This is a genomic window from Kurthia populi (genome assembly GCF_042686175.1).
In the GTDB taxonomy this organism is placed as follows: Bacteria; Bacillota; Bacilli; order Bacillales_A; family Planococcaceae; genus Kurthia; species Kurthia populi.
The window spans coordinates 1-24,968 of record NZ_JBHUOR010000044.1 but is presented as its reverse complement, the minus strand read 5'-3'; the positions used below and the strand labels follow the sequence as shown (position 1 = coordinate 24,968).

At 39.2% G+C, this 24,968-nt stretch carries 25 protein-coding genes; 22 read left to right on the top strand and 3 right to left on the bottom strand.

Annotated features, from left to right (window positions below; all coding sequences use genetic code 11):
* Positions 1–34 precede the first annotated feature (34 nt).
* The 4 genes from ACFSY7_RS09370 (at position 35) to ACFSY7_RS09355 (ending at position 3,631) form a co-directional block, all read left to right on the top strand.
* Positions 35–496, top strand: a complete 462-nt coding sequence (locus ACFSY7_RS09370; protein ID WP_020189348.1) for a DUF420 domain-containing protein — start codon at positions 35–37, stop codon at positions 494–496.
* 69 nt (positions 497–565) lie between these two features.
* Positions 566–1,633 carry a CAP domain-containing protein gene (locus ACFSY7_RS09365; protein ID WP_380147677.1) on the top strand — a complete coding sequence of 356 codons (1,068 nt, stop codon included), beginning with the start codon at positions 566–568 and terminating at the stop codon, positions 1,631–1,633.
* 36 nt (positions 1,634–1,669) lie between these two features.
* Positions 1,670–2,119: a YlbF family regulator gene (locus tag ACFSY7_RS09360; protein WP_020189350.1), complete on the top strand. Its 450-nt coding sequence runs from the start codon at positions 1,670–1,672 to the stop codon at positions 2,117–2,119.
* 156 nt (positions 2,120–2,275) lie between these two features.
* Positions 2,276–3,631 (top strand): diguanylate cyclase domain-containing protein, encoded by a 1,356-nt coding sequence (locus ACFSY7_RS09355; protein ID WP_380147676.1) that lies wholly within the window; start codon positions 2,276–2,278, stop codon positions 3,629–3,631.
* Positions 3,632–3,696: 65 nt separating this feature from the next.
* Here the strand turns inward: ACFSY7_RS09355 and ACFSY7_RS09350 are convergent, their stop codons facing one another.
* Positions 3,697–4,602, bottom strand: a complete 906-nt coding sequence (locus ACFSY7_RS09350) for a glycerophosphodiester phosphodiesterase (RefSeq protein WP_126990810.1) — start codon at positions 4,600–4,602, stop codon at positions 3,697–3,699.
* A 134-nt stretch (positions 4,603–4,736) separates the two neighbouring features.
* On the opposite strand from ACFSY7_RS09350, the gene ACFSY7_RS09345 reads away from it, so the two are divergent.
* Positions 4,737–5,009 (top strand): YlbG family protein, encoded by a 273-nt coding sequence (locus ACFSY7_RS09345; RefSeq protein ID WP_020189353.1) that lies wholly within the window; start codon positions 4,737–4,739, stop codon positions 5,007–5,009.
* 187 nt (positions 5,010–5,196) lie between these two features.
* Here the strand turns inward: ACFSY7_RS09345 and ACFSY7_RS09340 are convergent, their stop codons facing one another.
* On the bottom strand, positions 5,197–5,586 hold the full coding sequence (locus ACFSY7_RS09340; RefSeq protein ID WP_020189354.1) for a DUF7147 family protein: 390 nt from the start codon (positions 5,584–5,586) through the stop codon (positions 5,197–5,199).
* Positions 5,587–5,640: 54 nt separating this feature from the next.
* Between ACFSY7_RS09340 and ACFSY7_RS09335 the strand changes: the two genes are divergently transcribed.
* The 4 genes from ACFSY7_RS09335 (at position 5,641) to ACFSY7_RS09320 (ending at position 9,307) form a co-directional block, all read left to right on the top strand.
* Positions 5,641–7,071: a hypothetical protein gene (locus ACFSY7_RS09335; RefSeq protein WP_380147675.1), complete on the top strand. Its 1,431-nt coding sequence runs from the start codon at positions 5,641–5,643 to the stop codon at positions 7,069–7,071.
* A 15-nt stretch (positions 7,072–7,086) separates the two neighbouring features.
* The gene (gene rsmD, locus ACFSY7_RS09330) at positions 7,087–7,650 is read left to right on the top strand and encodes a 16S rRNA (guanine(966)-N(2))-methyltransferase RsmD (protein WP_020189356.1); all 564 of its coding nucleotides are present in this window, start codon (positions 7,087–7,089) and stop codon (positions 7,648–7,650) included.
* Position 7,651: 1 nt separating this feature from the next.
* Positions 7,652–8,140 (top strand): pantetheine-phosphate adenylyltransferase, encoded by a 489-nt coding sequence (coaD, locus tag ACFSY7_RS09325; protein WP_020189357.1) that lies wholly within the window; start codon positions 7,652–7,654, stop codon positions 8,138–8,140.
* A 114-nt stretch (positions 8,141–8,254) separates the two neighbouring features.
* A complete protein-coding gene (locus ACFSY7_RS09320; protein ID WP_380147674.1) occupies positions 8,255–9,307 on the top strand; it encodes a SepM family pheromone-processing serine protease in 1,053 nt (350 codons plus the stop codon).
* A gap of 142 nt (positions 9,308–9,449) precedes the next feature.
* On the opposite strand, the gene ACFSY7_RS09315 is transcribed toward ACFSY7_RS09320, so the two are convergent.
* Positions 9,450–10,628 (bottom strand): nucleotidyltransferase, encoded by a 1,179-nt coding sequence (locus tag ACFSY7_RS09315; RefSeq protein WP_380147673.1) that lies wholly within the window; start codon positions 10,626–10,628, stop codon positions 9,450–9,452.
* Positions 10,629–10,757: 129 nt separating this feature from the next.
* Between ACFSY7_RS09315 and ACFSY7_RS09310 the strand changes: the two genes are divergently transcribed.
* From ACFSY7_RS09310 to ftsZ, 13 genes are all read left to right on the top strand, one after another.
* Complete coding sequence (locus ACFSY7_RS09310) at positions 10,758–11,288, top strand: YceD family protein (RefSeq protein ID WP_380147672.1); 531 nt, start codon at positions 10,758–10,760, stop codon at positions 11,286–11,288.
* A gap of 23 nt (positions 11,289–11,311) precedes the next feature.
* A complete protein-coding gene (rpmF, locus tag ACFSY7_RS09305; protein WP_020189361.1) occupies positions 11,312–11,485 on the top strand; it encodes a 50S ribosomal protein L32 in 174 nt (57 codons plus the stop codon).
* 253 nt (positions 11,486–11,738) lie between these two features.
* On the top strand, positions 11,739–12,509 hold the full coding sequence (locus ACFSY7_RS09300; protein ID WP_020189362.1) for an enoyl-CoA hydratase/isomerase family protein: 771 nt from the start codon (positions 11,739–11,741) through the stop codon (positions 12,507–12,509).
* Positions 12,510–12,650: 141 nt separating this feature from the next.
* Positions 12,651–13,016: a DUF3397 family protein gene (locus tag ACFSY7_RS09295; protein ID WP_020189363.1), complete on the top strand. Its 366-nt coding sequence runs from the start codon at positions 12,651–12,653 to the stop codon at positions 13,014–13,016.
* Between the two features lie 80 nt (positions 13,017–13,096).
* The gene (gene bshC / locus ACFSY7_RS09290; protein ID WP_380147671.1) at positions 13,097–14,695 is read left to right on the top strand and encodes a bacillithiol biosynthesis cysteine-adding enzyme BshC; all 1,599 of its coding nucleotides are present in this window, start codon (positions 13,097–13,099) and stop codon (positions 14,693–14,695) included.
* A 400-nt stretch (positions 14,696–15,095) separates the two neighbouring features.
* Complete coding sequence (rsmH, locus tag ACFSY7_RS09285; protein WP_380147670.1) at positions 15,096–16,034, top strand: 16S rRNA (cytosine(1402)-N(4))-methyltransferase RsmH; 939 nt, start codon at positions 15,096–15,098, stop codon at positions 16,032–16,034.
* 15 nt (positions 16,035–16,049) lie between these two features.
* Positions 16,050–16,442, top strand: coding sequence for a cell division protein FtsL (ftsL2, locus tag ACFSY7_RS09280; protein WP_020189366.1), 393 nt, complete (start codon positions 16,050–16,052; stop codon positions 16,440–16,442).
* The gene (locus tag ACFSY7_RS09275) at positions 16,439–18,649 is read left to right on the top strand and encodes a penicillin-binding protein (protein ID WP_380147669.1); all 2,211 of its coding nucleotides are present in this window, start codon (positions 16,439–16,441) and stop codon (positions 18,647–18,649) included. The genes ftsL2 and ACFSY7_RS09275 overlap by 4 nt, the downstream gene beginning before the upstream one ends.
* Before the next feature lie 209 nt (positions 18,650–18,858).
* Entirely contained in the window at positions 18,859–19,833 is a 975-nt protein-coding gene (gene mraY / locus ACFSY7_RS09270) for a phospho-N-acetylmuramoyl-pentapeptide-transferase (protein ID WP_020189368.1), read from the top strand.
* Between the two features lies 1 nt (position 19,834).
* Positions 19,835–21,190 (top strand): UDP-N-acetylmuramoyl-L-alanine--D-glutamate ligase, encoded by a 1,356-nt coding sequence (gene murD / locus ACFSY7_RS09265; RefSeq protein ID WP_380147668.1) that lies wholly within the window; start codon positions 19,835–19,837, stop codon positions 21,188–21,190.
* Positions 21,191–21,213: 23 nt separating this feature from the next.
* A complete protein-coding gene (locus tag ACFSY7_RS09260) occupies positions 21,214–21,999 on the top strand; it encodes a cell division protein FtsQ/DivIB (protein ID WP_380147667.1) in 786 nt (261 codons plus the stop codon).
* Between the two features lie 217 nt (positions 22,000–22,216).
* Positions 22,217–23,548, top strand: a complete 1,332-nt coding sequence (gene ftsA / locus ACFSY7_RS09255; RefSeq protein ID WP_380147666.1) for a cell division protein FtsA — start codon at positions 22,217–22,219, stop codon at positions 23,546–23,548.
* Positions 23,549–23,598: 50 nt separating this feature from the next.
* Positions 23,599–24,768, top strand: a complete 1,170-nt coding sequence (gene ftsZ / locus ACFSY7_RS09250; RefSeq protein WP_380147665.1) for a cell division protein FtsZ — start codon at positions 23,599–23,601, stop codon at positions 24,766–24,768.
* Positions 24,769–24,968 lie beyond the last annotated feature (200 nt).

Genomic DNA, 24,968 nt, shown 5'->3' with positions numbered 1-24,968 from the left:
GACAGTTCTATTAATAGATAAGGAGTTCGAACGCATGAATTTACCTATTTTACCGACGATTAGTACTTTCTTTATCGTGCTAAGTGCAGTATTGATTGCAATTGGTTGGATTTTAATTAAACAACGTAAAATTGAAGCACATAAAAAAGTAATGATCGCAGGTGCTATCGCAGCACTAACATTCTTTATTATTTATGCATCACGTACAATTTTCATTGGCAATACAGCGTTTGGTGGCCCAGATGAATTGAAAAAATACTATACAACATTCCTTGTATTCCATATCATTTTAGCAACATCTGGTGGGGTATTTGGCCTTGTCACATTGTGGCTTGGCTTTAAGGAAAACTACAAAAAACACCGTAAAATCGGTCCTGTAACAAGTATCATTTGGTTCTTCACAGCGATTACAGGGGTCATTGTTTACTTATTACTTTATGTATTTTACGAGGGCGGCGTAACAACGTCTGTATTTAAAGCGATTCTAAATCCATAATAAAAAATCCAAAGCGTATCAAGCGTTTTGGATTTTTTTCGTCTTGAGCTATAATGAAAAGTACTATAGATGATGGAGAGAAATGATTTGAAAGCATTGTATAAAATTTTATTTGTATTTGCGATTTTACTCGTCGTATTTTTTTATACGAATACGCCAGTAAAAGAAAATGAAGTATTGAAGTCACCGAATAAAACGTATCCTGAGCAGACGGCACCGCAGACGAATAATGATGTGATGCCTCGTCCGAAAACAGGGTTTTCAACATATGTCGGAAAAAAGGTCAGTGAGTTTGAAGAGAAATACGGTAAGCCCGACCGTAAGGCACCCTCTGCATATGGCTTTAAATGGTGGGTGTACAATCAAAAAGACCAGCAGTATTTATTAGTTGGGGTTGAAAAAGAGAAAGTTGTGCAAGTGTTTTTAACGGGTGAACAAGTGGATGCGGCCCCATTTGAAGTCGGTCAAACGATTGAAGATTTATATCGTAATACAATTACAGATACTGAGGTGCATGTGAAAATTGACGATAGCACGTACACATTTATGCTGAGTGAAGCCGATTTATATACGCGTCTACTCGTGATGTATGATGGTGTCTATGCACAGCTCTTCTTTGATGGTATTGAAGGAGAGCTTGAGGCGGTCCGCTATTTAGATGGCAAAACGCTTGTGAAAATGCAACCGTATGATATGACATATGTTGGCGATATGTTAGAGCCAAAAACGCCATCATCATTTGTACAACAAAAAATCAATGAAGAAAATGCGCTGCAACTAGCAGAGCTTACGAATATTTTTAGAACACATCATGGGTTACCGACGCTCACATTTGATGAGCAGGTGAATACGCTTGCGGCTAGTCAAAGTAGTCTTTTTGCACGTGGTGATGGCGAAGAGGATGTAGGGCTTAAACAAAATTTAAAAAATGCAGGTATCGAATTTGACGGTGCTGCTGAAAATGCAGCAGAGGATTATGTCGATGCACCGGAAGCGATTCATAGTTTTATGAATTCAGATAAGCACCGTACGACAATGCTAGATGAAGCCTTTACGGTACTTGGTACAGGAACATATGCAAAAAATTATGTACAAATTTTTATTGAATCGAGCAAATCTGCGAGCGATTCTGAGTAAGATTTGCTATGATAAACAAGCTAGGAGGGAATGCGTATGATGATGACATCTGAATGGGCGATGATCCTTGATGAAGTCGATGATTTAAGCTCGATGTTGCGCCAGTCAGAAGCCTACGAGGAAGTACAGCGTGCACATAAAGCCGTCTATAGTGACGCAGCGCTTGTAGCACAGATTGACGCATTCAATCACATGAAAGAGCAGTATGAGGAAGTGCAACGCTTTGGCAAATATCATCCAGACTATCAAACAGTTATGAAAGATATTCGCCGGATGAAGCGTGAATTAGATATGGATGACCGCATAGGAACACTTCGTATTGCTGAAAATAGTTACCAAGATTTAGTGGATGAAGTGACGTTGATTATTGCCAAAACGGTTTCGGAATCGGTGAAAGTACCAGTCAGCAATCCGTTTTTCGCAAAAGAATCAGGTTGCTCAACAGGTGGCTGTGGCAGCGGTGGTAGCTGTTCATGTAGTGCTTAATAAAAAGAAGGAGAAGTTAAACATTTGAGTAACTTCTCTTTTTTTTATGAGAAAAATGTCGATAATCTTTTTCTTTTTATAAGAAGGCATTTATTGCCACTACCGGGTTAGTTTGATAAAATAAATAGGAAATAAGGATAAATTAGGTGGAGAATTATGGACAAAGAGGAATTCAAAGAACTCGTCCGAACATTGGATGCACTAATGGCTGAGGCTAAATATATTGAATATTTAGAACTATGTGAGCCGGTTATTGATATCGGTTTGGAGCTTCAACTGTTTGAAGAAATCATGCTCATTATGCGTCACATCTCGGAATGCTATTATCAACTTGGCCATGTCGATATTGCCATCGAAAAGCTTGCCCCATTAAAAAAATTAGTAGATGAATATGGCTCAAAAGCAGATTATATTAATTTCCTAAATTTATCGTTCATTTATTGGGATGAGACAACGGATAAAGAGTATGCTGGAACATTTCTTTACGAAGCATTACCTTTAGTGCGACAAGAAAATGACAAGCCGTTATTACGTAAAATATTGAACAACTTGACGGCCTTTAATATTATGCAAGGTCATTTTGAAAAAGCAGAAGAGTACGCACTTGAAACGCAACAATTATTGAAAGAAGAATTTTCAACTGGCGTGACAACAGCAGTAACAGAATATATATCACCGACAATCAATTACGCGATGATTTTAGAACATCAAAATCGTTTAGAAGAATGCGAAAAAGTTATTCAACAAGGCTTTGAGATTTTACCCGCAACGCGTCTGATTTCAAAATTAAATTTAATGTTTACATTAAGTAAGGTTCGTAAAAAACAACACCGTCTAGAAGACCAATTAGCAATCTTATTAGAAGCGCGAGATATTTCTTTGCAACATACGTTTACGGTCAATAGTATTGAAATTTTAAAGGAATTAATTAAAATTTATAAGGCAAATGATGATTTTGAACAAATTATTATGACGCAAGCAATGTATATTGACGTACTTGAAAAATCACAGAAGCATGCATGGAAATCTCACTTAATTCAAAATGAACGCTTAAATAGTCTTCATATAGATTATCGTACGTCGATAGATCCGTTGACGAAAATACATAATCGAAAATATTTTGAGCGCTCCTATTATGGCTATTTAAAAGGCGAGCAACATTTATTTTGTTATATAAATATTGTAGCATTTGAACGATATAAAGAGGCACATGGTCATTTAGCGGGTGATGATGTACTAAAAACATTAGCGAAACGTGTGAGTGATATTTTTGTAGCACACGGTGGGTTATTCGCACGTTATGAAAAAGATTTATTTTGTGGTGTAGTATCAGGTGATGCCGCAATGAATCAACAATTAGTAACGCAGGTGCAGCAAATTTTAATGCAAATGTCTGTCCGTATTGTCGCTAGCGCAATTTGCTTTAAAAAGCGCGATGGGCTCGTGCTAACGAACTTAATCGAGCAAGCAAAAAGTCATTTAACAGATGCAACACATATGACTATTGTGTAAAAGAAAAGCCTCTTCAAAGAATTTTGTCTTTGAAGAGGCTTTTTATTAATAGAAAATTATGCGTTTTAGGCTTCGTTAATAATTTGCATCGCAATATCGGGACGGTCTGTTACGATACCACGTGCGCCGCGATTAATTAATTCTTTCATTTCAAGTGGATCATTAATTGTCCAGTAATGTGCTGGTATATTTAATTGGTCTAAGAAATGAATAAAACTCTTTGTATCAAGCGCGATGACGTTACCAAAATTACGTGGGATTTGGAAGACATCGACTTTAGGATTGTATAGATGCTTGAATTGACTTGTGAATGCTGTATAAGCTTTTGTCACTTCGTTTTTACCAGCGCCAAGTGCTACGCTGTTTTGTGCATATAAATTGAAGCGGTCAATTTGTTCATCATGGAAGCTTGTAATAACAACACGTTCCTTTGCATCACATTCTTCTAATAAGCGCCATAGTTTTGACGGCATCAGACCACCTTCATATGTATCAGGTGCATCTTTCATATCGATATTGATAAATAGTGATGGGAATGCAGTAAATAATTCTTTTAATGTGACGATACGCTCTGGCGTGTCACGATAAGCGAATTGTCCTTCTAAATCAACGAATTGATGGCCGAAGTTAAGCTCTTGCAGTTGTGCAAGGGTCATGTCTGCAATACGGCCACTACCTTCACTTGTACGGTCTACATATTCATCGTGAAAAACGACGATTTCTTCATCTTTCGTTAAGCGAATATCGATTTCAAAACCATCTACGCCAAGTGCTGCGGCATTTTTAAAGGCAGCCATCGTTTGCTCAGGTGCTAAATGAGAGCCCCCGCGATGTGCTAATACAATTGGACGATCATATTCAAGTGCTGTTTTACTGTCACGACGTTGTGGTGTGGCGATAGCTTTTGTACTTGCCCAAGCGGCGGCACCTGCTGCTGCGATTGCTACGGCGATTTTTGTTTTTTTACCCATAAATAAATCCTCCTCCAAGTTTGCAGACTACTTTTGTTCATTATACTCGAAAGATAGGACTCCTGTCAGCCTTCGCAGGTTGCGGAGAAAATTCACGCTATGGTATGCTTTGAATTAGAAATGAGGGGATTTTCGTGAGAGAGAGACAAGGGCTAATCGTTTATGTACATCATTTAAAACAAGCGAAGTCTTTACGACGTTACGGACACGTACATTACATATCACGTCGTCAAAAATATGTTGTGCTTTATTGTGATATGGACAATATTGAGGCTGTTACGAATAAATTAACACGCTTACCATTCGTTAAAAAAATAGTGCCATCTTTCCGTCCATTTGTAAAAACAGAGTATGAAAACGCAAAACCAGATAAAGCAAAAGAATATGATTATAAAGCTGGTTTATAAATTATTATAAAAATGATAAAAAAAGACGGCTAGCTGTCGATAATAATGCAAATAGGCTTTTTAGTCTATAAAATGCAACTGCGCGTATAATCCTTTTATCCTTAATGGAAGGATTTAGACCGGGATAAAATAAAAACCGCGCCAAAAGCGCGGTTTTATTTTCTATACGAATGCATGTAGCAAAAAATTAACCTAGGTTTGGAATGTAATGGTACAGACGTAGCAACCCGATTAAATATTGATAATAAAGTGTTGTTTCTACATAGGCAGAAGAGTGTTTAACTTCTAATGTGATCAATATTTTATTAGCAGCTTCAATGCCTTCTTTGAAAAGGTCATAGCGCTGTGATGTTTTTTCAGCATTGTAAGGGATTCCTTCGCGACAAATATAGATTGGCATAAATTTGCTGTCACCAACTGGTTTCATTGCAACCGCAAATGATGCTACTTTTTTGCCGTCTTTTTCGGAAACGAAGACGAAGGTATTGTGAATGCGCTCTTGATTTGTTTTCATAATTTCTAACATTTCATACAGATCGCCATAACCTTGTCCTAATTCAATAAAGCGTTCGATCATTATAAATACACATCCTTTCCTATAAATATTATCATGATGCAGGGGGATTAGCACATGAAAAAAGTAGCCATTATTTTATTTGCATTATTGGTATTTGTAAATGGCATTATGCTGACGTTTCAATATCACGTCTATTCGGATAAGCTCGATGATGTCGCACAGTCCTTTCGTTATAACCAGGTGATTGATGTGACATACCAAGGAAATAAATTAGTCATCAAGCAAACCTTTACAAATTTACCAAAGTCGCCTGTATCGATTTCCTGGCCTAAACATGCTAGCACCGGCAAAAAATGTGTGAAAGATGCAGCAGGGGATGCTGTGAATTGTGAGCGTCTTGATAAGACGATGACACAATTTAAAAAAGGAGAATCAGCGACGCAGCAAATTCAATATACGATTTCACTAAAAAAAGGCATGACATCTGAAAAGTTATTAACGAATATTTTCGCGACGTTAAAGCGTGGTATTGTGATGCAAACGCAAGTCCATATTACGGATGAGAAGCGTATCGGGGGTCAATGGTTTACAGGTTTACCCAATATTGCAACGAAAAAGATGACATTAATTGATTATTCGTATTTTAGCGGAAAGGGTGCAGTTTATGAGCTGTACTGGCAAAAAAAACCGATGAAAAAAGCCTTTACAAGCGATGAAGTGACGATTTATGGTCGTGGTATCGTGACCGAGAAGATGCAAAAAGCACTTAGCAATACAGCCATGAATAATTCGAATCATTTAGATATTATTCAAACAAATAATTTACAAGATGGTTACCGAATTTTATTTGTGAAAAACATTACAGATATGCGCTTAGCTGAGCAAATTGCGGTCAATCAAGTGAAGCAGAACTATACGTTTACCGGCACATCGTGGTTACCGGCAGTTGTTGCATCGTTTTTAACGGGTGATAAGTACGGGGACCAAAAGACGAAGGAAATGGTGACAACATTAGATGACTTCATGACAGATGCGCAGAAAAATACGTGGAAAAATGGTCTAGAAAGTTTAGAAGGCGAAAAGATTTCGACATCGAAGCTTGATAAGCTACTTGGCCAAACATTAGACTCTGCGACGAGTTATTTCACGATGAATGCCCAGTCAAAAAAGGTTGCGCCACTGTTGTTTGAGGATAGTCGAACGATTTATGTCAACAAAGTCGAACAAAAAAATATGCAAGTTATTTTAAAAGATGGTCGCGTGTTATATGCTGCAGAGGCATTATTTGATACACTAGGGTATACAGCGAAGAAGGGTAACAACGGTTATTATGTGAGCAATAAATCACAACATTATCGCTTCCCGATGTCGTCTGCATTTTATGTATATAACAACAAGCGCTACGACATTGCCTCACAACCATTTGAGGTAATTAACGGTCATTATTATATCGAAGAAACTTGGCTACTACGTCTATTTGGAGCAGATATTCAAAAGGCAGACAAGCGAATTGATATTACGATTTCCGATGACGCGCTGAAATAATGAGGGATCAAATTTATGAGAGTAATCGCAGGAGAACGCAAAGGTATGCCGTTAAAAGCTGTCAACGGCAATACAACGCGTCCAACAACAGATAAAGTAAAAGAATCACTATTTAACATTTTAGGTCCATTTTTTGATGGCGGTACGGTGCTAGACCTATTTGCTGGTAGCGGTGGTTTAGGCATCGAGGCATTAAGCCGTGGTATGGATAAAGCCATCTTTATCGAAAAAGATAGCAAAGCCTACCAAAACTTAAAAGAAAATATTGAGAAATGCCGCTATGAGGATGTCACAGAAGCGTATCGTAATGATGCAACACGCGCTTTAAAACTCCTAATTAAACGTGAAATCCAAGCGGATTTAATCTTTTTAGACCCACCTTACGCAAAGCATAGCTATTACAAAATGGTCGAGGACATTATTGCAAACAATGTCGTGACAAAAGATGGTATTATAGTGTGTGAACACGATAATCAACTCGTTTTGCCAGACCAAATGGCGACGTTTACGAAATATCGTGAAGAAAAATACGGTAGTACGATTATTTCGTTTTATCGCTTAGAGGAAGAAGGGGAATAGGTTGGAGAAAATTGCAGTTGTACCTGGAAGTTTTGATCCGGTCACAAACGGCCACTTAGATATTATTAAACGAGCAGCAGAAGTATTTGATATTGTCTATGTTGCGGTATTAAACAATTCATCAAAAAAACCGCTTTTCACAGTGGATGAGCGTATGGCGTTAATTGGTGAAGTGACAAAGGAGATTCCGAATGTACGCATTGAACAATCGGCGGGGTTACTTGTAGACTATGCACAAAGCAAAAATGCAAGTGCGATTGTGAGGGGTTTACGCGCAGTATCTGATTTTGAGTATGAAATGCAAATTACATCAATGAACCGATTCTTAGATAAACATATCGAGACATTTTTCATTATGACAAAGAATGAGTACTCATTCTTAAGCTCAAGCATTGTCAAAGAGGTGGCGCAGTACGGTGGGAATATCCATGGGCTTGTGCCACAAATTATTGAAGATGCACTTCTTGAAAAATTCAACATAACGAAATAAAGCGATGAGGCTACTGCTGTGAACGTGGTAGTCTTTTTTGTTGTAGAAAAGTATGAAAAAGCGGTAACATAATGACAGATTAGACGTCTTACACGACAGAGAGGGGGCCATCAAATGAATAAAAAACGTTTTTTCGCGTGGCTTGTAGTCATTGCGATTTTGGCATTTGGCTTTATGTACCCACTACATTATTACATCATGAAGCCGGGAAATGCCTATGAGTTATCAGATTATGTAAAAGTAGAGAACGGCGATGAGCCGGGCCCTGGTAAATTAAATATGATGACGGTATCGATGGCAGTTGCAACACCGTTTACATATGTGTATGCCAAACTGAATGATACGCAGGAAATCATGACAGAAAAAGAAGTGCTTGGCGATAATGAATCCAATAAGGAATACAATGAACGTCAGCTCCATTTAATGAGCGATTCCCAGTTTAATGCGAAGTATGTTGCTTTTAAAGAAACAGGAAAAGATTATGAAGTGAATTATGATGGCATTTACGTGGCATCGGTCGTTAAAAAAGGTGCCGCAGATGGTATTTTAGAAGTTGGCGATGAAGTGATGAAAATCGACCATAAAAAATTAGTGAAAAGTGGCGAGTTATCGGATTACATTGCGAAAAAAGACAAAGGTGACCAGGTGAAGTTAACTTTTAAGCGTGATGGTAAAATAATGAAAAAGAATGTCACATTAAAAAAAATTCCGGATGCGGATGGTCGCATTGGGGTCGGCATTTCGTTTACAGATAGTAAATCCATTACGACAAATCCAAAAGTAAAAATCGATTCTGAGAGCATTGGGGGTCCATCGGCGGGCCTGATGTTTACACTTGAAATTATTGATCAATTAACACCTGGTGACTTAGCGAAAGGGCATGATATCGCAGGGACGGGCTCGATGAATGAGGATGGCACGGTTGGTCGCATCGGTGGCATCGATAAAAAAGTCATTGCGGCAGATAAAGCGGGCGCTGATATTTTCTTTGCACCAGATGATGATATTTCGGTGTATAAAAAAGTCGCACCAAAGCTTAAAATCGAATCAAATTACGATGAAGCAAAAGCAGAAGCCGAAAAAATTAATACGGACATGAAAATTGTTCCGGTGAAAACGGCTGCGGATGCACTTAACTATTTAAAAAATTTAAAAGAAGCTAATTAAAAAGAGACTCGGACAAAACATATCATTTTCTTTTTGCCGCGTTCGCAACGAAAAACCGAAACCGCACTAAAACGCGGTTCCGGTTTTTCTTATGCTCATAGGAGCGGTTTTTTACACGTATATCAAAGCCTCTTTAACATCGTTAAATTCGAATGGGTGGACGTCTAAAATCTTCACCCGGTGCACGCTGTTGTGCAAGGCAATATAAATCTGTTGCCTTACAATCTTGCGAAAGCATCGGATCATCAAACGCGGCAACGCGGCTGACAAGTGGTAACGTAAATTCTTTTTTATGTGCCGAAATATAGCGCTGACCATTTTCCGTCATGCCGAGTAGGCGAATGTAGTGTGGCATACTTGCCTCGACTAGCTGTGCTTTCGTAAAGCCGGTGTAAATATGTGTGAGCATCCGTTGTAGGCGCGTCCATGTGTAGCGCTTTGATTTAATACGTGTCATAAACTGCGTAAAGGTGTCGCTTGTGCGCGCAGCTTTTTGCAATAAATATTCAATGCCCTCTGTGACCTCGGCATGGGCCGCGATTTCAGAAGGACTTAAACGCAGTAGCATATAACGCAGCGTAGGATAAAGAACATCCCAGTTCATAAGCGTTGCCTGCTGTAATAATGAAAAATTACTGGCCGGCATAAATGCTTCGACATCTTGTAAGCTGCCGTCAAAAACAGCTTCTCGAATGCCTGTAGCGCTTTGAATCGTCGTGCCGGCTAAAATATGATCGTGATAGCCCGATGCAATACGTGGAATGGTCACGGCTTGCATGGCACTTTTTTGTTTGAAAATTTGTTCGACATAGTGATAGCCTAAAATATTATTTGGCTGTGTCAAACCGGCAAATGAACCGTTATTTTTTGTGGTCATTTGGCTGTAGGCTGAATTTAAGGCTTTAGGATAGCTTAGACCGCTTTTGACGGCGTGCTGTACATTTTTCTGGAAAGTGGCATTGTCGCCCTCTATCGCGTCGTAAGTGGCTAAAAAAGGCTCGATTTGCCCTTGTTCGCTACCAAATGCCAGGGCACGACATTTTAAGGCCGCTAAAAGTGCCACGCCACCTTTTGCAAAATCGACTGCTGGTGCTGTCGCAAACGCATAGGGCAATTCAACGACGATATCTGCGCCATTTTGAAGCGCCATTTCTGTTCGCAGCCACTTGTCTGCAAAGCTTGGTTCGCCACGTTGTAAAAAGTGGCCACTCATCACGGCAATTACGATATCTGCATCTGTTAAATTACGCGATTGTTTGATATGATGTAGGTGCCCGTTATGAAAAGGGTTATATTCAACAATTATACCTGTTGCATTCATAGAATCACTCCGTTTATACTAACTATTAATGATTATAAGCCGACTTTGAGAGTAGTGACAAGAAAATATCTTGACATCTATTTATTCACATTATATAATCAATTTTGTTGTCTTGAGGTGATAATATATATGAAATGGGCAATCCCACAATTATCGAAATATCGCCAAAGCGGGATGCCAGTGAACGCTGATGTTCAACTGGATAGCGTAATGGAACGCAATAGCGACATTCGCACAATTGCTCCTGTACATGTCGAAGGTTTAGCGACTTTCGGTTCAGAGCAAATGAATTGTCATTTTCGCGTGACGACGACGCTAACGCTTCCTTGTGCGCGAACTTGGGAAGACGTCATTTACCCAATCGACATCGACATGGTGGAAATTTTCCGCTGGGGAGATATGGCTGGTCATGATGAACAAGATAATATTCACCCTGTAGAGGGCGATGTTATCCATGTCGACCCTGTATTGGAAGAACTAATTTTATTAGAGATTCCAATGCAAGTGTATAAGGAAGATGCACAAATTATGAATCCGAAAAACGATCATTGGTCGATTATGTCGGAAGAAGATTTGACTCGTCAGAAACAAAATGACGAAAAAAAAGTAGATCCAAGATTAGCTAATTTAGCTAAATTTTTTGATCAAACAGATGAATAAGAATCTGTAAGGAGGTGCCATTCATGGCTGTACCATTTAGAAGAACTTCTAAAACTGCGAAACGTCAACGTCGTACGCACATCAAATTAGCTGTACCGGGTATGGTAGCTTGCCCTAACTGTGGCGAACTAAAACTTGCTCACCACGTATGTAAAGCTTGTGGTTCATACAAAGGTAAAGAAGTTATCAGCAAATAATTTCAGTTTTCAACTGAGAGAGACCGCTAGAGAGACCATGGCTCTTTGGCGGCCTTTTTAATATCGGGTCTGACCCGGTAATTCATGGAAAAAATCTAGTTTCACACACACATAAAAGAGCGTAGTATCTGTTAATCGGTACTACGTTCTTTTTTTATCATAGGACGTAAAAATTTTCCACTATTGCCAACTTTCTTATTAAATTGCTATTATACAGGTATGTTTCCGAAAAAATAAACAAAGGGTGATAGAGATGACAAAGGGGTATTTTTTTGAGGAAGTAGATGGCGTTTTAACGTTTACAATTGACCGTCCAGAACGTCGTAATGCAATTAATGATGACGTGATGGATGGCTTCCGTGAAGTAATTGATTATGTACATACACATGATACAGTACGTTTTTTAGTCATTACAGGCACGGGAGACCGCGCATTTTGCTCAGGTGGGGATTTATCTGAGTTTCATACGCTGACGACGGCAGAACAAGCGTCAAGCATGTTGTCGAAGATGGCAGAACTATTATATGAATGGGCGACACTTCCTGTACCGACAATCGCATTAATTAATGGCACAGCAGTAGGGGGCGGCTGTGAGATTGCTACAGCTTGTGATTTCCGTCTCGTGGCTGCCGAAGCGAAATGTGGCTTTATTCAAGGGACACTTGCCATTACGACCGGTTGGGGTGGCGGAACGTACTTATTTGAGCGCGGGCTGCGTCATGACCGCGCACTCAAAATGCTAGTAGATGCGAAAACATATCCTGCACAGCAACTATATGATATTGGCTGGGCAATGCGCGTCTTTGAGGGGGAGCCTCGAAATGCTCTTGAAGAATTTATTGAGGATATGCGTAAAGTGGAGCCAGGTGTCCATAAGGCGTACAAAGAGATGGAGATTCGTAAGTGGAAAAATGCCGGACTTTATACACGTATTCAACAAGAGGTGGCCACATGTTCACTACTTTGGGAGCAAGAGCCGCATTTAGCAGCAGTCGATCGTTTTCTATCAAAAAACAAAAAATAATGCATGGTTTTAAACGAAGATTTCTCGTGTTTTAGCAAGAGAGGTCTTCGTTTTTTTTATGTTGTAAAATTGAATTCGATTTGCATTTTAGCTTCAAACATTATTATACTTGCATAAGGTAAAAAAAGGGGGGTGGATGGAATGGGCATATTGTCGACAATTTTTGAATTATGCGCCCAATTTCCATGGGGCATCTTTTTAATCGTTTTTCTGTTTATGAAACTAATCAAAAAAGGCCATCGCGCATTTGGTGCAGCAGCAGATATTACAACATTTGTGTTGCTTTTTTCCATACCGCAGCTCGCAAAAAATTATTTTGATGTCGATTTAGGTGTTCTCACATGGATTGTTGCTGTTGTGTTGTTAATGCTTATGACAACGCTTGAATGGCGCATGAAAGAAGAACTGAAATTTTTAGGCGTATTAAAGCGCACTTGGCGCATCGTCTTTTTATTATATAGCTTTATCTATATTGTGTTATGGGTCATGCATTTGTTTATGCCGTAAGCACATTTATATATTTCACAAAGTAGGAAATGATATACTGCTACTAGGAGTGAAACATTCGAAGAGGAGTAAGAGCGACTATGAGATTGGAACAAGTTGAGTTAAAGGCAACAAACCCTTTATTAAATAGTTATCAACAACAAGGGGATGTAGCAGCCTTTTTCCATTATGAACAAACACAAGAAGCGTTTGAACAACGTCTGAATGATTTAAAAAATCATCCCGTGCGTCGTCAGGAGTTAGCCGACATTATCCGCGACTTTATGGCGCCATATGGCTTATCACCAAAAGATGAGCAACATTTAAAAGAATTAGAAGAGAATGCGGTAGCCGTTGTTGGTGGACAGCAAGCTGGGTTATTAACAGGACCGCTTTATTCTGTACATAAAGCGATTACGGTCATCGTCTTAGCTAATGAGCAGCGTGAAAAACTCGGTGTACCTGTTGTACCAGTCTTTTGGATTGCTGGGGAAGATCATGATATCGATGAAATTAACCATACATTCACAAGCACATTACATAAAGTGAATTTTGGTGAAAAAACGAAGCATAAAAAACAGGCATCGTATACAGTGCTTGACCGCGTGGCATTAACGGAATGGGTGAAAGAAATTTTTGCATCCTTTGGCGAAACAGCGTACACGAAAGATTTATTAGCGAGCGTGTTAGCGGAAGTTGAGCAAACAACGACATTTACAGACTTCTTTGTACGCTTAATGCACGGGTTATTTAAAGAGTATGGCTTATTAATGCTGGATGCGGCGGATGAAAAGCTACGCGCATACGAAGCACCCTATTTTGAACGATTAATCGACCATTCAGAAGAAATCGCCAAAGTTGTTACAGCGCGTGAAGCGCATTTGGTCGAACTTGGCTATCCAATGCCAATCGGTGCTACAGAAGATGCGGCAAACTTATTTTACACAGAGGACGGCGCACGCTACTTATTAGTGCGTAAGGATGGTAAGTTTTTAAATCATGCGGCGAATGTTCACTTCACAGTAGATGAAATGAAACAACAAGCAGCGGCGGGCCACTTCAGTAATAATGTAGTGACACGTCCAATGATGCAAGATATGGTGCTTCCAGTACTATCATTTGTTGGGGGACCTGGTGAGCTTGCTTATTGGTCAACGCTGAAAGAGGGTTTTGAGACATTAGGCATGAAAGTACCGGTATTCACACCACGTTTAAATATTACGATGGTAACATCACATACACAGGCGCTACTTGATGATTTGCAGTTAACGGTAAAAGATGCGTTAGAAGGAAAAGTAGACGACTTACGCGAAAGCTTTAAAGCGCAAGTATATGACAAAGAAGCACAGCAAACGCTTGAAACAACAAAACGTTTAATTGAAAAACAATATGCAGCATTGCATGAGCATTTAATTGCGAATGATTTACATGTTAATACGCTCGTTGATAAAAACTTAAACTTCCATAAATCACAGCTTGATTTTATGATGCGTAAGATTGAGCAAGAAGTATTAATGAAACATGATGTGGCGATGCGTCGCTTTGGAGATATCGAACGTGATTTATTACCACTTGGAGGCTTCCAAGAACGTACGTATACACCGTATCCATATTTAAATGACTATGGTATGACATTAGTAGATGATTTACTGACATTACCGTATACAATTGATGGTCGTCATCAAATTGTTTATTTATAACACTAAAAAAGATGCTTTGATAGCATCTTTTTTTAATTTTTAACGTCCTAAAAGGCATAAAAGCATAATATTAATTACTTTTTTAAGGTATCAATGTGAAATTTATCATATTATAATCTTTTAATAGGGATTAAATGCTTATTTTTTTGGAATTTTGCACAATTATACAGGATTTTGTAGAGTAAAAACGACGAATGTGGTACATTTACTGTATAAAGTGGGATAGTTTATAGGGTTAACGGTATATTTTTTCAAAATAGCTTTTGAAAATAGGGGTATTGGGGAATATATTGCTGTACGATGTTTCACTTATTCATTATACGCGTTTACTTTTTCAGTACGTGCGGTACTAGGTTAGTAAACGCGTATAATAAGATATTTTGATTTTGGAGGACTTAAAATGTTCAATCACACAACCGTATTATTAAAAGAAACAGTCGATGGTTTGAACATTCGTCCTGATGGCATTTATGTAGATTGTACGCTCGGCGGCGCTGGACACAGTGAATATCTCGTAAGTCAGCTGTCGGACGAAGGTAGGTTAATTTGTTTTGACCAAGACCAAATTGCAATCGACAATGCAAAAGAAAGACTAGCACCATATTTAGACCGCGTGACTTTTGTGCACTCAAACTTCCGCTATATTCAGCAGGAATTATCAGCACTAGGTATCACAACGGTTGATGGCATTCTATATGACTTAGGGGTATCTTCACCACAACTTGATGTGGCGGAGCGCGGCTTTAGTTATCACCAAGATGCGCCACTAGATATGCGTATGGACCAAACCGCTGCACTCACAGCATTCCACGTCGTAAACGAATGGGATTATTCAGATCTTGTTCGTATTTTCTATCGTTATGGCGAAGAAAAATTTTCAAAACAAATTGCTCGTAAAATTGAGGAAGCGCGTGCAAAAGCGCCAATCGAAACGACAAGCCAACTTGTTGAACTAATTAAAGATGGTATTCCAGCAGCAGCTCGCCGTAAAGGTGGGCACCCGGCAAAACGCGTATTCCAAGCAATCCGTATTGCCGTAAATGATGAGCTAGGGGCAGCCGAGGATTCATTACAACAAGCACTTGATTTAATCGATGTTGAGGGCCGCGTGAGTGTGATTACATTCCACTCATTAGAGGACCGTTTATGTAAAACATTGTTTAAAGAAAAATCGTCGCTACCAGATTTACCACCAGGTTTACCGGTTATTCCGGAGCATTTAAAACCAGACTTTAAATTGGTAACGCGCAAACCGATTTTACCAAGTGATGAAGAATTAGAAGAAAACAATCGCTCACGTTCAGCGAAATTACGTATTATCGAACGTATTAAAGCTTAGAGAGGAGTCGTTTAGATGGCATTAGCAAAACCAAAGCAGGATTACATACAACAACCGTATATTGAACAACAACCAGATTTTAATCCTACCCCACAACCGAAGAAAAAGCCTCAGACCCGTCGTAAAATTTCAATTTTCAAATGGTCAAAAGCAGAAAAGTTGAGTTTTGTAGTGATGATGAGTATTATTGCTATTTTTGCTGTGATGAATTTAAACACTCTATCGTCAATCCAATCGACGTCTGTAAAGATGAGTCAAACAGAAAAGAAAATTGACTCGATTAAATTAGAAAATAGCGAATTATCAAATGAGGTAAGTAGCTTATCGACACCGGAGCGCATTATGAAGAAGGCAAAAGCTTTAGGCTTAACATCTGATTCGAAAGTGAAGGTAGTGTCAGGAGAATGACAAAACGTAAACGACAAAGTGTATTCGGAAATCGATGGGGAGCCTTTTTAATGCTAGGCATTTTTGGGCTCCTTTTTCTATTGATGTTTGTAAGGATTGCCTTAATCCAAGCGACAGGTTCAGCGGAAGGCCGTGATTTGGCCGCCTCGGTAGCGAAAAAACATACAAAGCAGGAAAATTTATCTGCGACACGCGGAAAGATTATGGACCGTAATGGCTCGATTATTGCGGAAGATGAACAACGCTATAAAATGTATGCTATTATTACGCCCGAGATTTCAAAAGATTTAAAAGAAGATTATCACGTCGTAGATGTCGATAAGACAGCACGCGTGCTTTCAAAATATATTGATTTATCGCCAGCTGAAATTCGTGAAATTATCGTGAAGGCTCAAAAGGCTGATCGATATCAAGTTGAGTTTAATAAGGCAGGACGCAATCTGCCGAATAGTGTAAAAAAGAAAATTGAAGCAGAAGAGTTACCAGGCATTAATTTCGAGACGCAACTTGTGCGCTTTTATCCGAATGGCATTTTCGCATCCAATTTAGTAGGGATTGTCAAGGAAGAGGAAGTTCGTGATAAAGAGACACAGTTATTTACACGTAAAGTAAGTGGAGAGATGGGCATTGAACGAACGTACAACGATGAATTATCGGGTACGAACGGAAAACTTGAATATGAAAGTGACTTCTGGGGTCGTTTATTACCGATGAAGGATGAAACAATCGTACCGGCCAAAGACGGTCAAAATATTTATCTAACGCTTGATAAAATGATTCAAAGTTTTTTAGAAGATTCTATGTCAGAGGTGCAGAAGAAATACAATCCTGAATCGATGATGGCCATTGTAGCCGATCCTAAAACGGGTCGTATTTTAGCGATGTCACAGCGCCCAACGTTTAACTTGAAAACGCGTGAAGGCTTAGAAAATAGCTGGGCGAACTATTTAACAGAACAAACGATTGAACCGGGCTCTACAATGAAAACTTTTACGCTTGCAACAGCAATCGAAAATGGTAACTGGGAGCCAAATGCCACATTCCAATCAGGACAATACAAAGTATATGATTCCACGATTCGTGATAGTAATCAGAGTGGTTGGGGTCGCATTACTTATTTAGAAGGGATTCAACGCTCTTCAAATGTAGGGATGGCGAACTTACTAAAACGAATTGGTCCTGAAACATTTATGGATTCATTGAAAACATTTGGTTTTGGTACGAAGACAGGAATTGATTTACCTGGTGAAGTGTCGGGTAAATTGTTAAATCAATACCCAATCAATGTTGTCACAACGGCCTATGGTCAAGGATCAACGGCGACGCCAATTCAAATGATTCAAGCCTATTCAGCCATTGCAAATGATGGCAAGATGATGCAGCCGTATGTCATTGAAAAAATTGTCGACCCTAACACTGGTAAAACGGTTGAGCAACATGAACCGACTGTTAAAGGCCAGCCAATTTCAGCAGAAACGGCTAAAGAAGTACGTGAGACATTAGCGACAACCGTTACATCCGAACACGGAACGGCTCAAAAATTTGCGAGTGAAGATTATACAGTAACCGGTAAAACGGGTACCGCACAAATTCCTAAAGCGGGTGGCGGCTATTCATGGGGGAAAAATCAATTCCTGTATTCCTTCTTAGGTAGTGCCCCGGCAGATGATCCAGAACTAGTGATGTACATTGCTGTTAAGAAACCGAAGCTCGGCGAAAAATATGTTGGCTCAGATCCAACGTCAGAAGTATTTAATTCCGTCATGGACCGTAGTTTAAAATATTTAAATGTTGAGCCGGAAGAAGTAGAACGTGCAGAGGATGTAGAAGTGAGCGACTATGTAGCATTAGGCGTTGAAGATGCGACACAAGAATTAGCAGCTCAAAAATTAACACCAATTATACTCGGTGAGAATGGTACGCAAATTGTGCAACAATATCCAGAAAAAGGCGAAATAGTATTAGAGGGTGCACATCTGTTCTTAAAAACAGATAGTGATACCATTCAGCTACCTTCGTTTAAAGGCTGGTCACTGCGTGATGTATTAACCTATCAGTCACTTAGTGGTCATCAGTTTACAATAAAAGGGGAGGGCTTTGTGACAACACAGTCATTGCCAGAAGGTACAACCTTAGATGCCGATTCAAAACTAACCCTTACATTAAAGCAAACGGATGCAAAAAGTACAAAAAAAACAAAAAAATAGTCGTTTAGGCGACAGTTATATGTCAGGGAATTTAAAACCGTGCCCACGCTCGGTTTTTTCCTGTTTCATATTGAAAATGAACAATGTTATCGCTTAGTCATAATTGTGATGAATTTGTAAAGGGCTTTTCTAGAAAAAACCTTTTAATTTTAAAGTGAAACTACTATGATAGATAACGTATTTAAAAGTTTAAAAGGAGCAATAAAAACATGTCAGCATCATTAGTTTTCTTGACGTTAATCGTCGCATTCGCCATTTCAGCGATTCTTGCACCGATGTTAATCCCTGCATTACACCGCTTGAAATTTGGTCAAAGTATTCGTGAGGAAGGTCCAAAATCTCACATGAAAAAAGCGGGTACACCTACAATGGGTGGTATCATCTTCTTAATTTCAATTATTTTAACAACATTAATTATCGGGGCAGGGAAGGGCTTAATTTCAGCAGAATCTGTTGCATTATTAATCGTGCTTCTTGGCTTTGGTATCGTTGGTTTCCTAGATGACGGAATGAAAGTATTTTTCAAACGTAATTTAGGACTAACGTCGATTCAAAAATTAATTTTACAAATCATCATTTCAATCGTAGCGTACTTCTTAATTACGAATGTTGGTGGTTTTGAAAATGCACTACACATTCCATTCACAGATAGCTCAATTCATTTAGGATGGGTATATGTATTATTCATGATTTTCTGGTTAGTTGGCTTCTCAAACGCTGTGAACTTAACAGATGGTCTAGATGGTCTCGTATCAGGTACAGGAGCTGTTGCTTTCTTAGCGTATGCCATTATCGCATTCGTACAAGAACAGTATGATTTAGCTGTTTTCGCCTTTGCGGTAGCAGGTTCATTATTAGGTTTCCTTATCTTCAACAAAAACCCAGCGAAAGTCTTCATGGGGGATACAGGCTCATTAGCACTTGGTGGCGCTTTAGCGACGTTATCAATTTTAACGCACCAAGAAATTTTATTATTAATTATCGGGCTTGTATTCGTAGTAGAAACAGCTTCTGTTATGATCCAAGTAGCGGTATTTAAAAAAACAGGGAAACGTGTATTTAAAATGACCCCAATTCATCACCACTTCGAATTATCTGGCTGGTCAGAGTGGCGCGTTGTGCTTACATTCTGGGGCGTTGGAGTAATCGTAGCAGTGATTGCAGTGGTTGCGGAGGTTTTATAGGATGAAAAAAATAACAATGTTCGAACATAAAAAAGTATTAGTATTAGGCTTAGCAAAAAGTGGCGTGGCAGCAGCGGAATTATTACACAAATTAGGCGCATTTGTAACGGTCAATGACTCAAAACCATTTGAGGACAATGACGATGCAAAACGTCTTTTAGAGCAAGGTATGCATGTGATTTGTGGTCGTCACCCAGAAGATTTACTTGATGAGGGCTTCGAAGTCGTTGTCAAAAACCCAGGTATTCCTTATTCAAATATCATCGTTAAAGATGCAATTGAACGTGGCATTCCGGTATGGACCGAGGTGGAATTAGCTTATCTAGTAAGTGAAGCACCAATGATTGGGATTACTGGTTCAAATGGTAAAACAACGACAACAACATTGTTATTTAATATTTTGAACGAAGGTAATAGAAAACCATTAATCGCTGGCAATATCGGTACGGTCGCTTGTGGCGTTGCTGAAAAAGCACAGCAAGACAATGTCATCGTCACGGAATTATCATCATTCCAACTAATGGGCACAAATGAATTTAAACCGCATATTGCGATTTGGACGAATTTATTTGAAGCACATATCGATTACCACGGCACAATGGAAGAATATGCGAAAGCAAAATTCAATGTAACGCGTAACCAAGATGAGCAAGACTTCTTAATCTATAATGCAGACCAAGAAATCGTATCATCATATGCGGCGAAATCAAAAGCACAAAAAATTCCATTTTCATCAACACGCATCCTTGAACAAGGGATTAGCTGTGATGCTGACAATATTTACTGGAATGGAGAAGTGCTAATGGCGCGTGACATGATTGCACTACCAGGTAAGCATAATGTTGAGAATGCGATGTGTGCGATTGCAGCAGCAAAATTACTTGATACACCACAACAAGCGATGGAACACGTTCTAGCGACATTTGCGGGCGTAGAACACCGTACACAATTTGTGACAACGTGGAATGGTCGTAAATTTTACAATGACTCAAAAGCGACAAATACACTTGCAACACGCAGTGCATTGTCAGCTTTCAAACAACCAATTGTGTTATTAGCAGGTGGTTTAGATCGTGGACATTCATTTGAAGAATTACGTGAATTTATGCCAAATGTTCATGCCGTTGTCGTATCAGGTGAAACAGCGGAACGTTTTGCAGAATTTGCGAAGTCTTGTGGCGTTGAAACAATTGAACGTGCTGAGTGGATTGAAGATGCTGTAGAAAAAGCATATGCTGTTTCAAACGAAGGCGATGTTATTTTACTATCGCCAGCATGTGCAAGCTGGGATCAATATTCTCGCTTTGAAGTACGTGGCGAGCGCTTCGTCAAAGCAGTAGAGGCGTTACAGCAATAAACGAAGAAAGAAGTGAGTAGCACATGGAGAAAATTATCGAATTTTCTAAGTTGCAAGAGGCCGCTAATGATATGACTTCGTCAAACAAGCCGAAGAAAAAAAAGCGTCCACCCAAAAAGATGAACAAGCATACGAAAAAGTTTGCCATCATTATGAGTATCCTTGCGGTGTGTCTGCTCGCACTTCTTTACTTACAATTGCCGATTAGCCATATCGACAGCGTAACGGTGAAAGGCGCAACGTTAAAGTCAGCGGAGTATTATGAGCAGCAAAGTGATTTACATGCTGGGGACTCTCTTTGGGGTTATAAAAATCGTGTTGTTGAAAAACGATTGTCACAAGAAAAAACAGTAAAAAAAGCAGTTGTCAGTCGTGTGTGGCCAAGTGATATTCATGTAAAAATTACGGAGTATAAGCCAGTTGCATATGTCCGTGATAGTACAAATCGTATTGAATATGTATTGGAAAATGGTGCAATTTTACCGACATCAAAAAAGGTCACTGAAATTGATATGCCGATTATGACAGGTTTCAGTAATGAGAAAAAACGTCAAAACGCGGTGAAACAATTGAGTCAACTAGATGCTGAGTTGCTTCATTCCATTTCGGAAATCTCACCAAATATTGAAAAGAAATACGGTGAATATGCGAAGCTCTATATGACGGATGGTAATATCGTCTACATCGATGTTAAAAATTTAGCATATAAGCTCCAGTACTATCCGGCAATGGTGCAACGTGCGAAAAAAGGTGGCACTCAAAAAGGCGTCTACAACATGGAGGTTGCTAATTCATTTAAGAAGTATTAAAAATAGTGAATTTGTGAATATTTCCTGCTGTGGCGTGTAATCTTTTGAAAAATATGAAATAATACGGAGTATACAGTGTTTCTATATAAGAAATGTAGGGAAAAGGTATAGCGAATTTCATACTAAAAAGTTGTTTTTCATACTATCTTTAGACAATAAAAAAGTTTTGCAATAAACTATAAGGTAATAAAAAATCATTTTATAAGGAGGTGCCTTAATGGGTGAACCAGAAGTATATGTATCATTAGATATTGGTTCTACATCTGTAAAATGTATTATTGGCGAAGTCAGTGATGAGACCGTACACATTATTGGTGTAGGAAATGCGAAATCTACAGGCATTCGTAAAGGAAGCATTGTGGATATTGATGCGACAGTACAATCGATAAAACGTGCAGTGGACCAAGCTGAACGAATGATCGGTATGTCTATACATAAGGTGATTTTAGGAATTCCAGCAGCTCATGTGATACTTCAAGATACAAAGGGCGTCGTAGCTGTCGTGAAGAACGATGAAAATCGTGAGATTACGTCTGATGATGTAAACCGCGTATTAGACGCTGCTCAGATGATGTCTCTTTCACCAGATCGTGAGCATATTAATTTAGTACCTCGCTATTACACAGTAGATAGCGTATCAGAAATTAAAGATCCTCGCGGCATGCTAGGCATTCGACTTGAAGTAGATGCAACGATGATTACAACATCTAAAACGGTGTTACACAATATCTTACGTTGTGTAGAAAAAGCAGGCTTAGATATCCAAGAAATTTACTTGCAACCGTTAGCATCGGGCACATTTGCGTTAACAAAAGATGAACGAAATCGTGGAACGACATTGATTGATATCGGTGGCGAAACAACGACAATCGCAGTCTTTAAAGACGATCAATTACTACATGCATCGGTTATTCCAGTAGGTGGCGAAAATATTACGAAGGATTTATCACTCGTACTGCGCACATCGACGGAGCAAGCTGAAAAAATCAAACTAGAATATGGTCATGCTTATTTCAATGAAGCATCGGATAATGAAGTTTTCGATGTGCCTGTCATTGGGGCAGATGCAAAAGAACAATTTAGCCAACGCTATATTTCTGAAATTATTAGTATGCGTCTTGAAGAGCTGTTCGAATTGATTTTAGATGAATTCTATCGTCAAAATCTTTCAGGCTTACCAGGTGGTGTCGTATTAACAGGTGGCGTTGCTAAATTAGAAGGTATCGCACAACTCGTACGTGATTGTCTACAAACGCGTGTCCGTATTGCAGCACCTCAATATATTGGCGTTCGTGACCCTGAATACACATCAGCTGTGAATTTAATTCGTTACGCACACGCTGATAATCAGTTTTACAATAAATACGAAGGTGATTTCAATCAACCTTCAAATGATATGATGTTAGGTACAGCACAACCATCGCATGAACAAGAGCAAATGGAGTACCAACAATCAGCACCACGAGATGATTATGAAGAAACAAATCATCAACCAAAAGAAAAATTCAGCGATAAAGTAAAGAAAATCTTCAAAGGGATTTTAGACTAATTAACGTTTCATAACGATAGATAGTGACTGAAGAAATAGGAGGAATAGAGATGATTGGTTTCGAACAGAACGAAAACCCACTAGCAGTAATTAAAGTTATTGGTGTTGGTGGCGGCGGTAACAACGCAGTAAACCGAATGATTGAACATGGGGTACAAGGTGTAGAATTTATCGCAGTTAATACCGACGCACAAGCATTATTAACATCGCAAGCAGATATTAAATTACAAATCGGGGATAAACTAACTCGTGGTTTAGGCGCAGGTGCCAACCCTGAAGTAGGTAAAAAAGCTGCTGAAGAAAGCAAAGAACAACTAGAAGAAACACTACAAGGCGCTGATATGGTATTCGTCACTGCAGGTATGGGTGGTGGTACTGGTACTGGGGCAGCTCCTGTTATCGCTCAAATCGCTCGTGATTTAGGCGCTTTAACAGTAGGTGTTGTTACACGTCCATTCTCATTCGAAGGCCGTAAACGTCAATCTCAAGCATTAGCGGGTACTGCAACGATGAAAGAAGCTGTAGATACATTAATCGTTATTCCAAACGACCGTCTATTAGAAATCGTTGATAAAAATACACCTATGCTTGAAGCATTCCGTGAAGCGGATAACGTATTACGCCAAGGTGTCCAAGGTATTTCAGATTTAATCGCTGTACCTGGTTTAATCAACCTTGACTTTGCCGATGTGAAAACAATCATGTCTAACAAAGGTTCAGCACTGATGGGTATTGGGATTGCAACTGGTGAAAAACGTGCAGAAGAAGCAGCGAAAAAAGCCATTTCAAGTCCATTACTTGAAACATCCATTGCCGGAGCGAAAGGTGTATTATTAAACATCACTGGTGGCTCAAGCCTAAGCTTATTTGAAGTCCAAGAAGCAGCGGACATCATCTCAAGTGCTGCTGCACCGGACGACGATGAAAATATCATCTTCGGTGCCGTAATCAATGATAACTTAAAAGATGAAATCGTTGTGACAGTTATCGCGACAGATTTCTCTGAAACACATAATGCGTATCCAAATGGTCAAGGTGGTAGCCAGCGTCCAGTGCAACCATCACGTCCAGCTACACAACAAACGCACCAACAACCTGTACAACAAACGCACCAACCTGTGCAACAAACACAGCCTCAACAAACACAACAACAACAGTCTCAACAAGACGAATTAGAAATCCCAACATTCTTACGTAACCGTAACCGTCGTAATCGCTAGAATGTTTTGAGTGGAATGAGTGTTGGCTTATTTCCTTCAAGGGATTTAATAAAAAAAGCAGGAATCGTGTCTATTACGATTCCTGCTTTTTTATCTGATAGATTGTCAAATTAACTGCACCACTTCACATTCAAATGCATCCTGTGTGGTATTCCAGTTGAGGCACTTTCTTGGTCGATTGTTGATCAATGAAAGTGCTT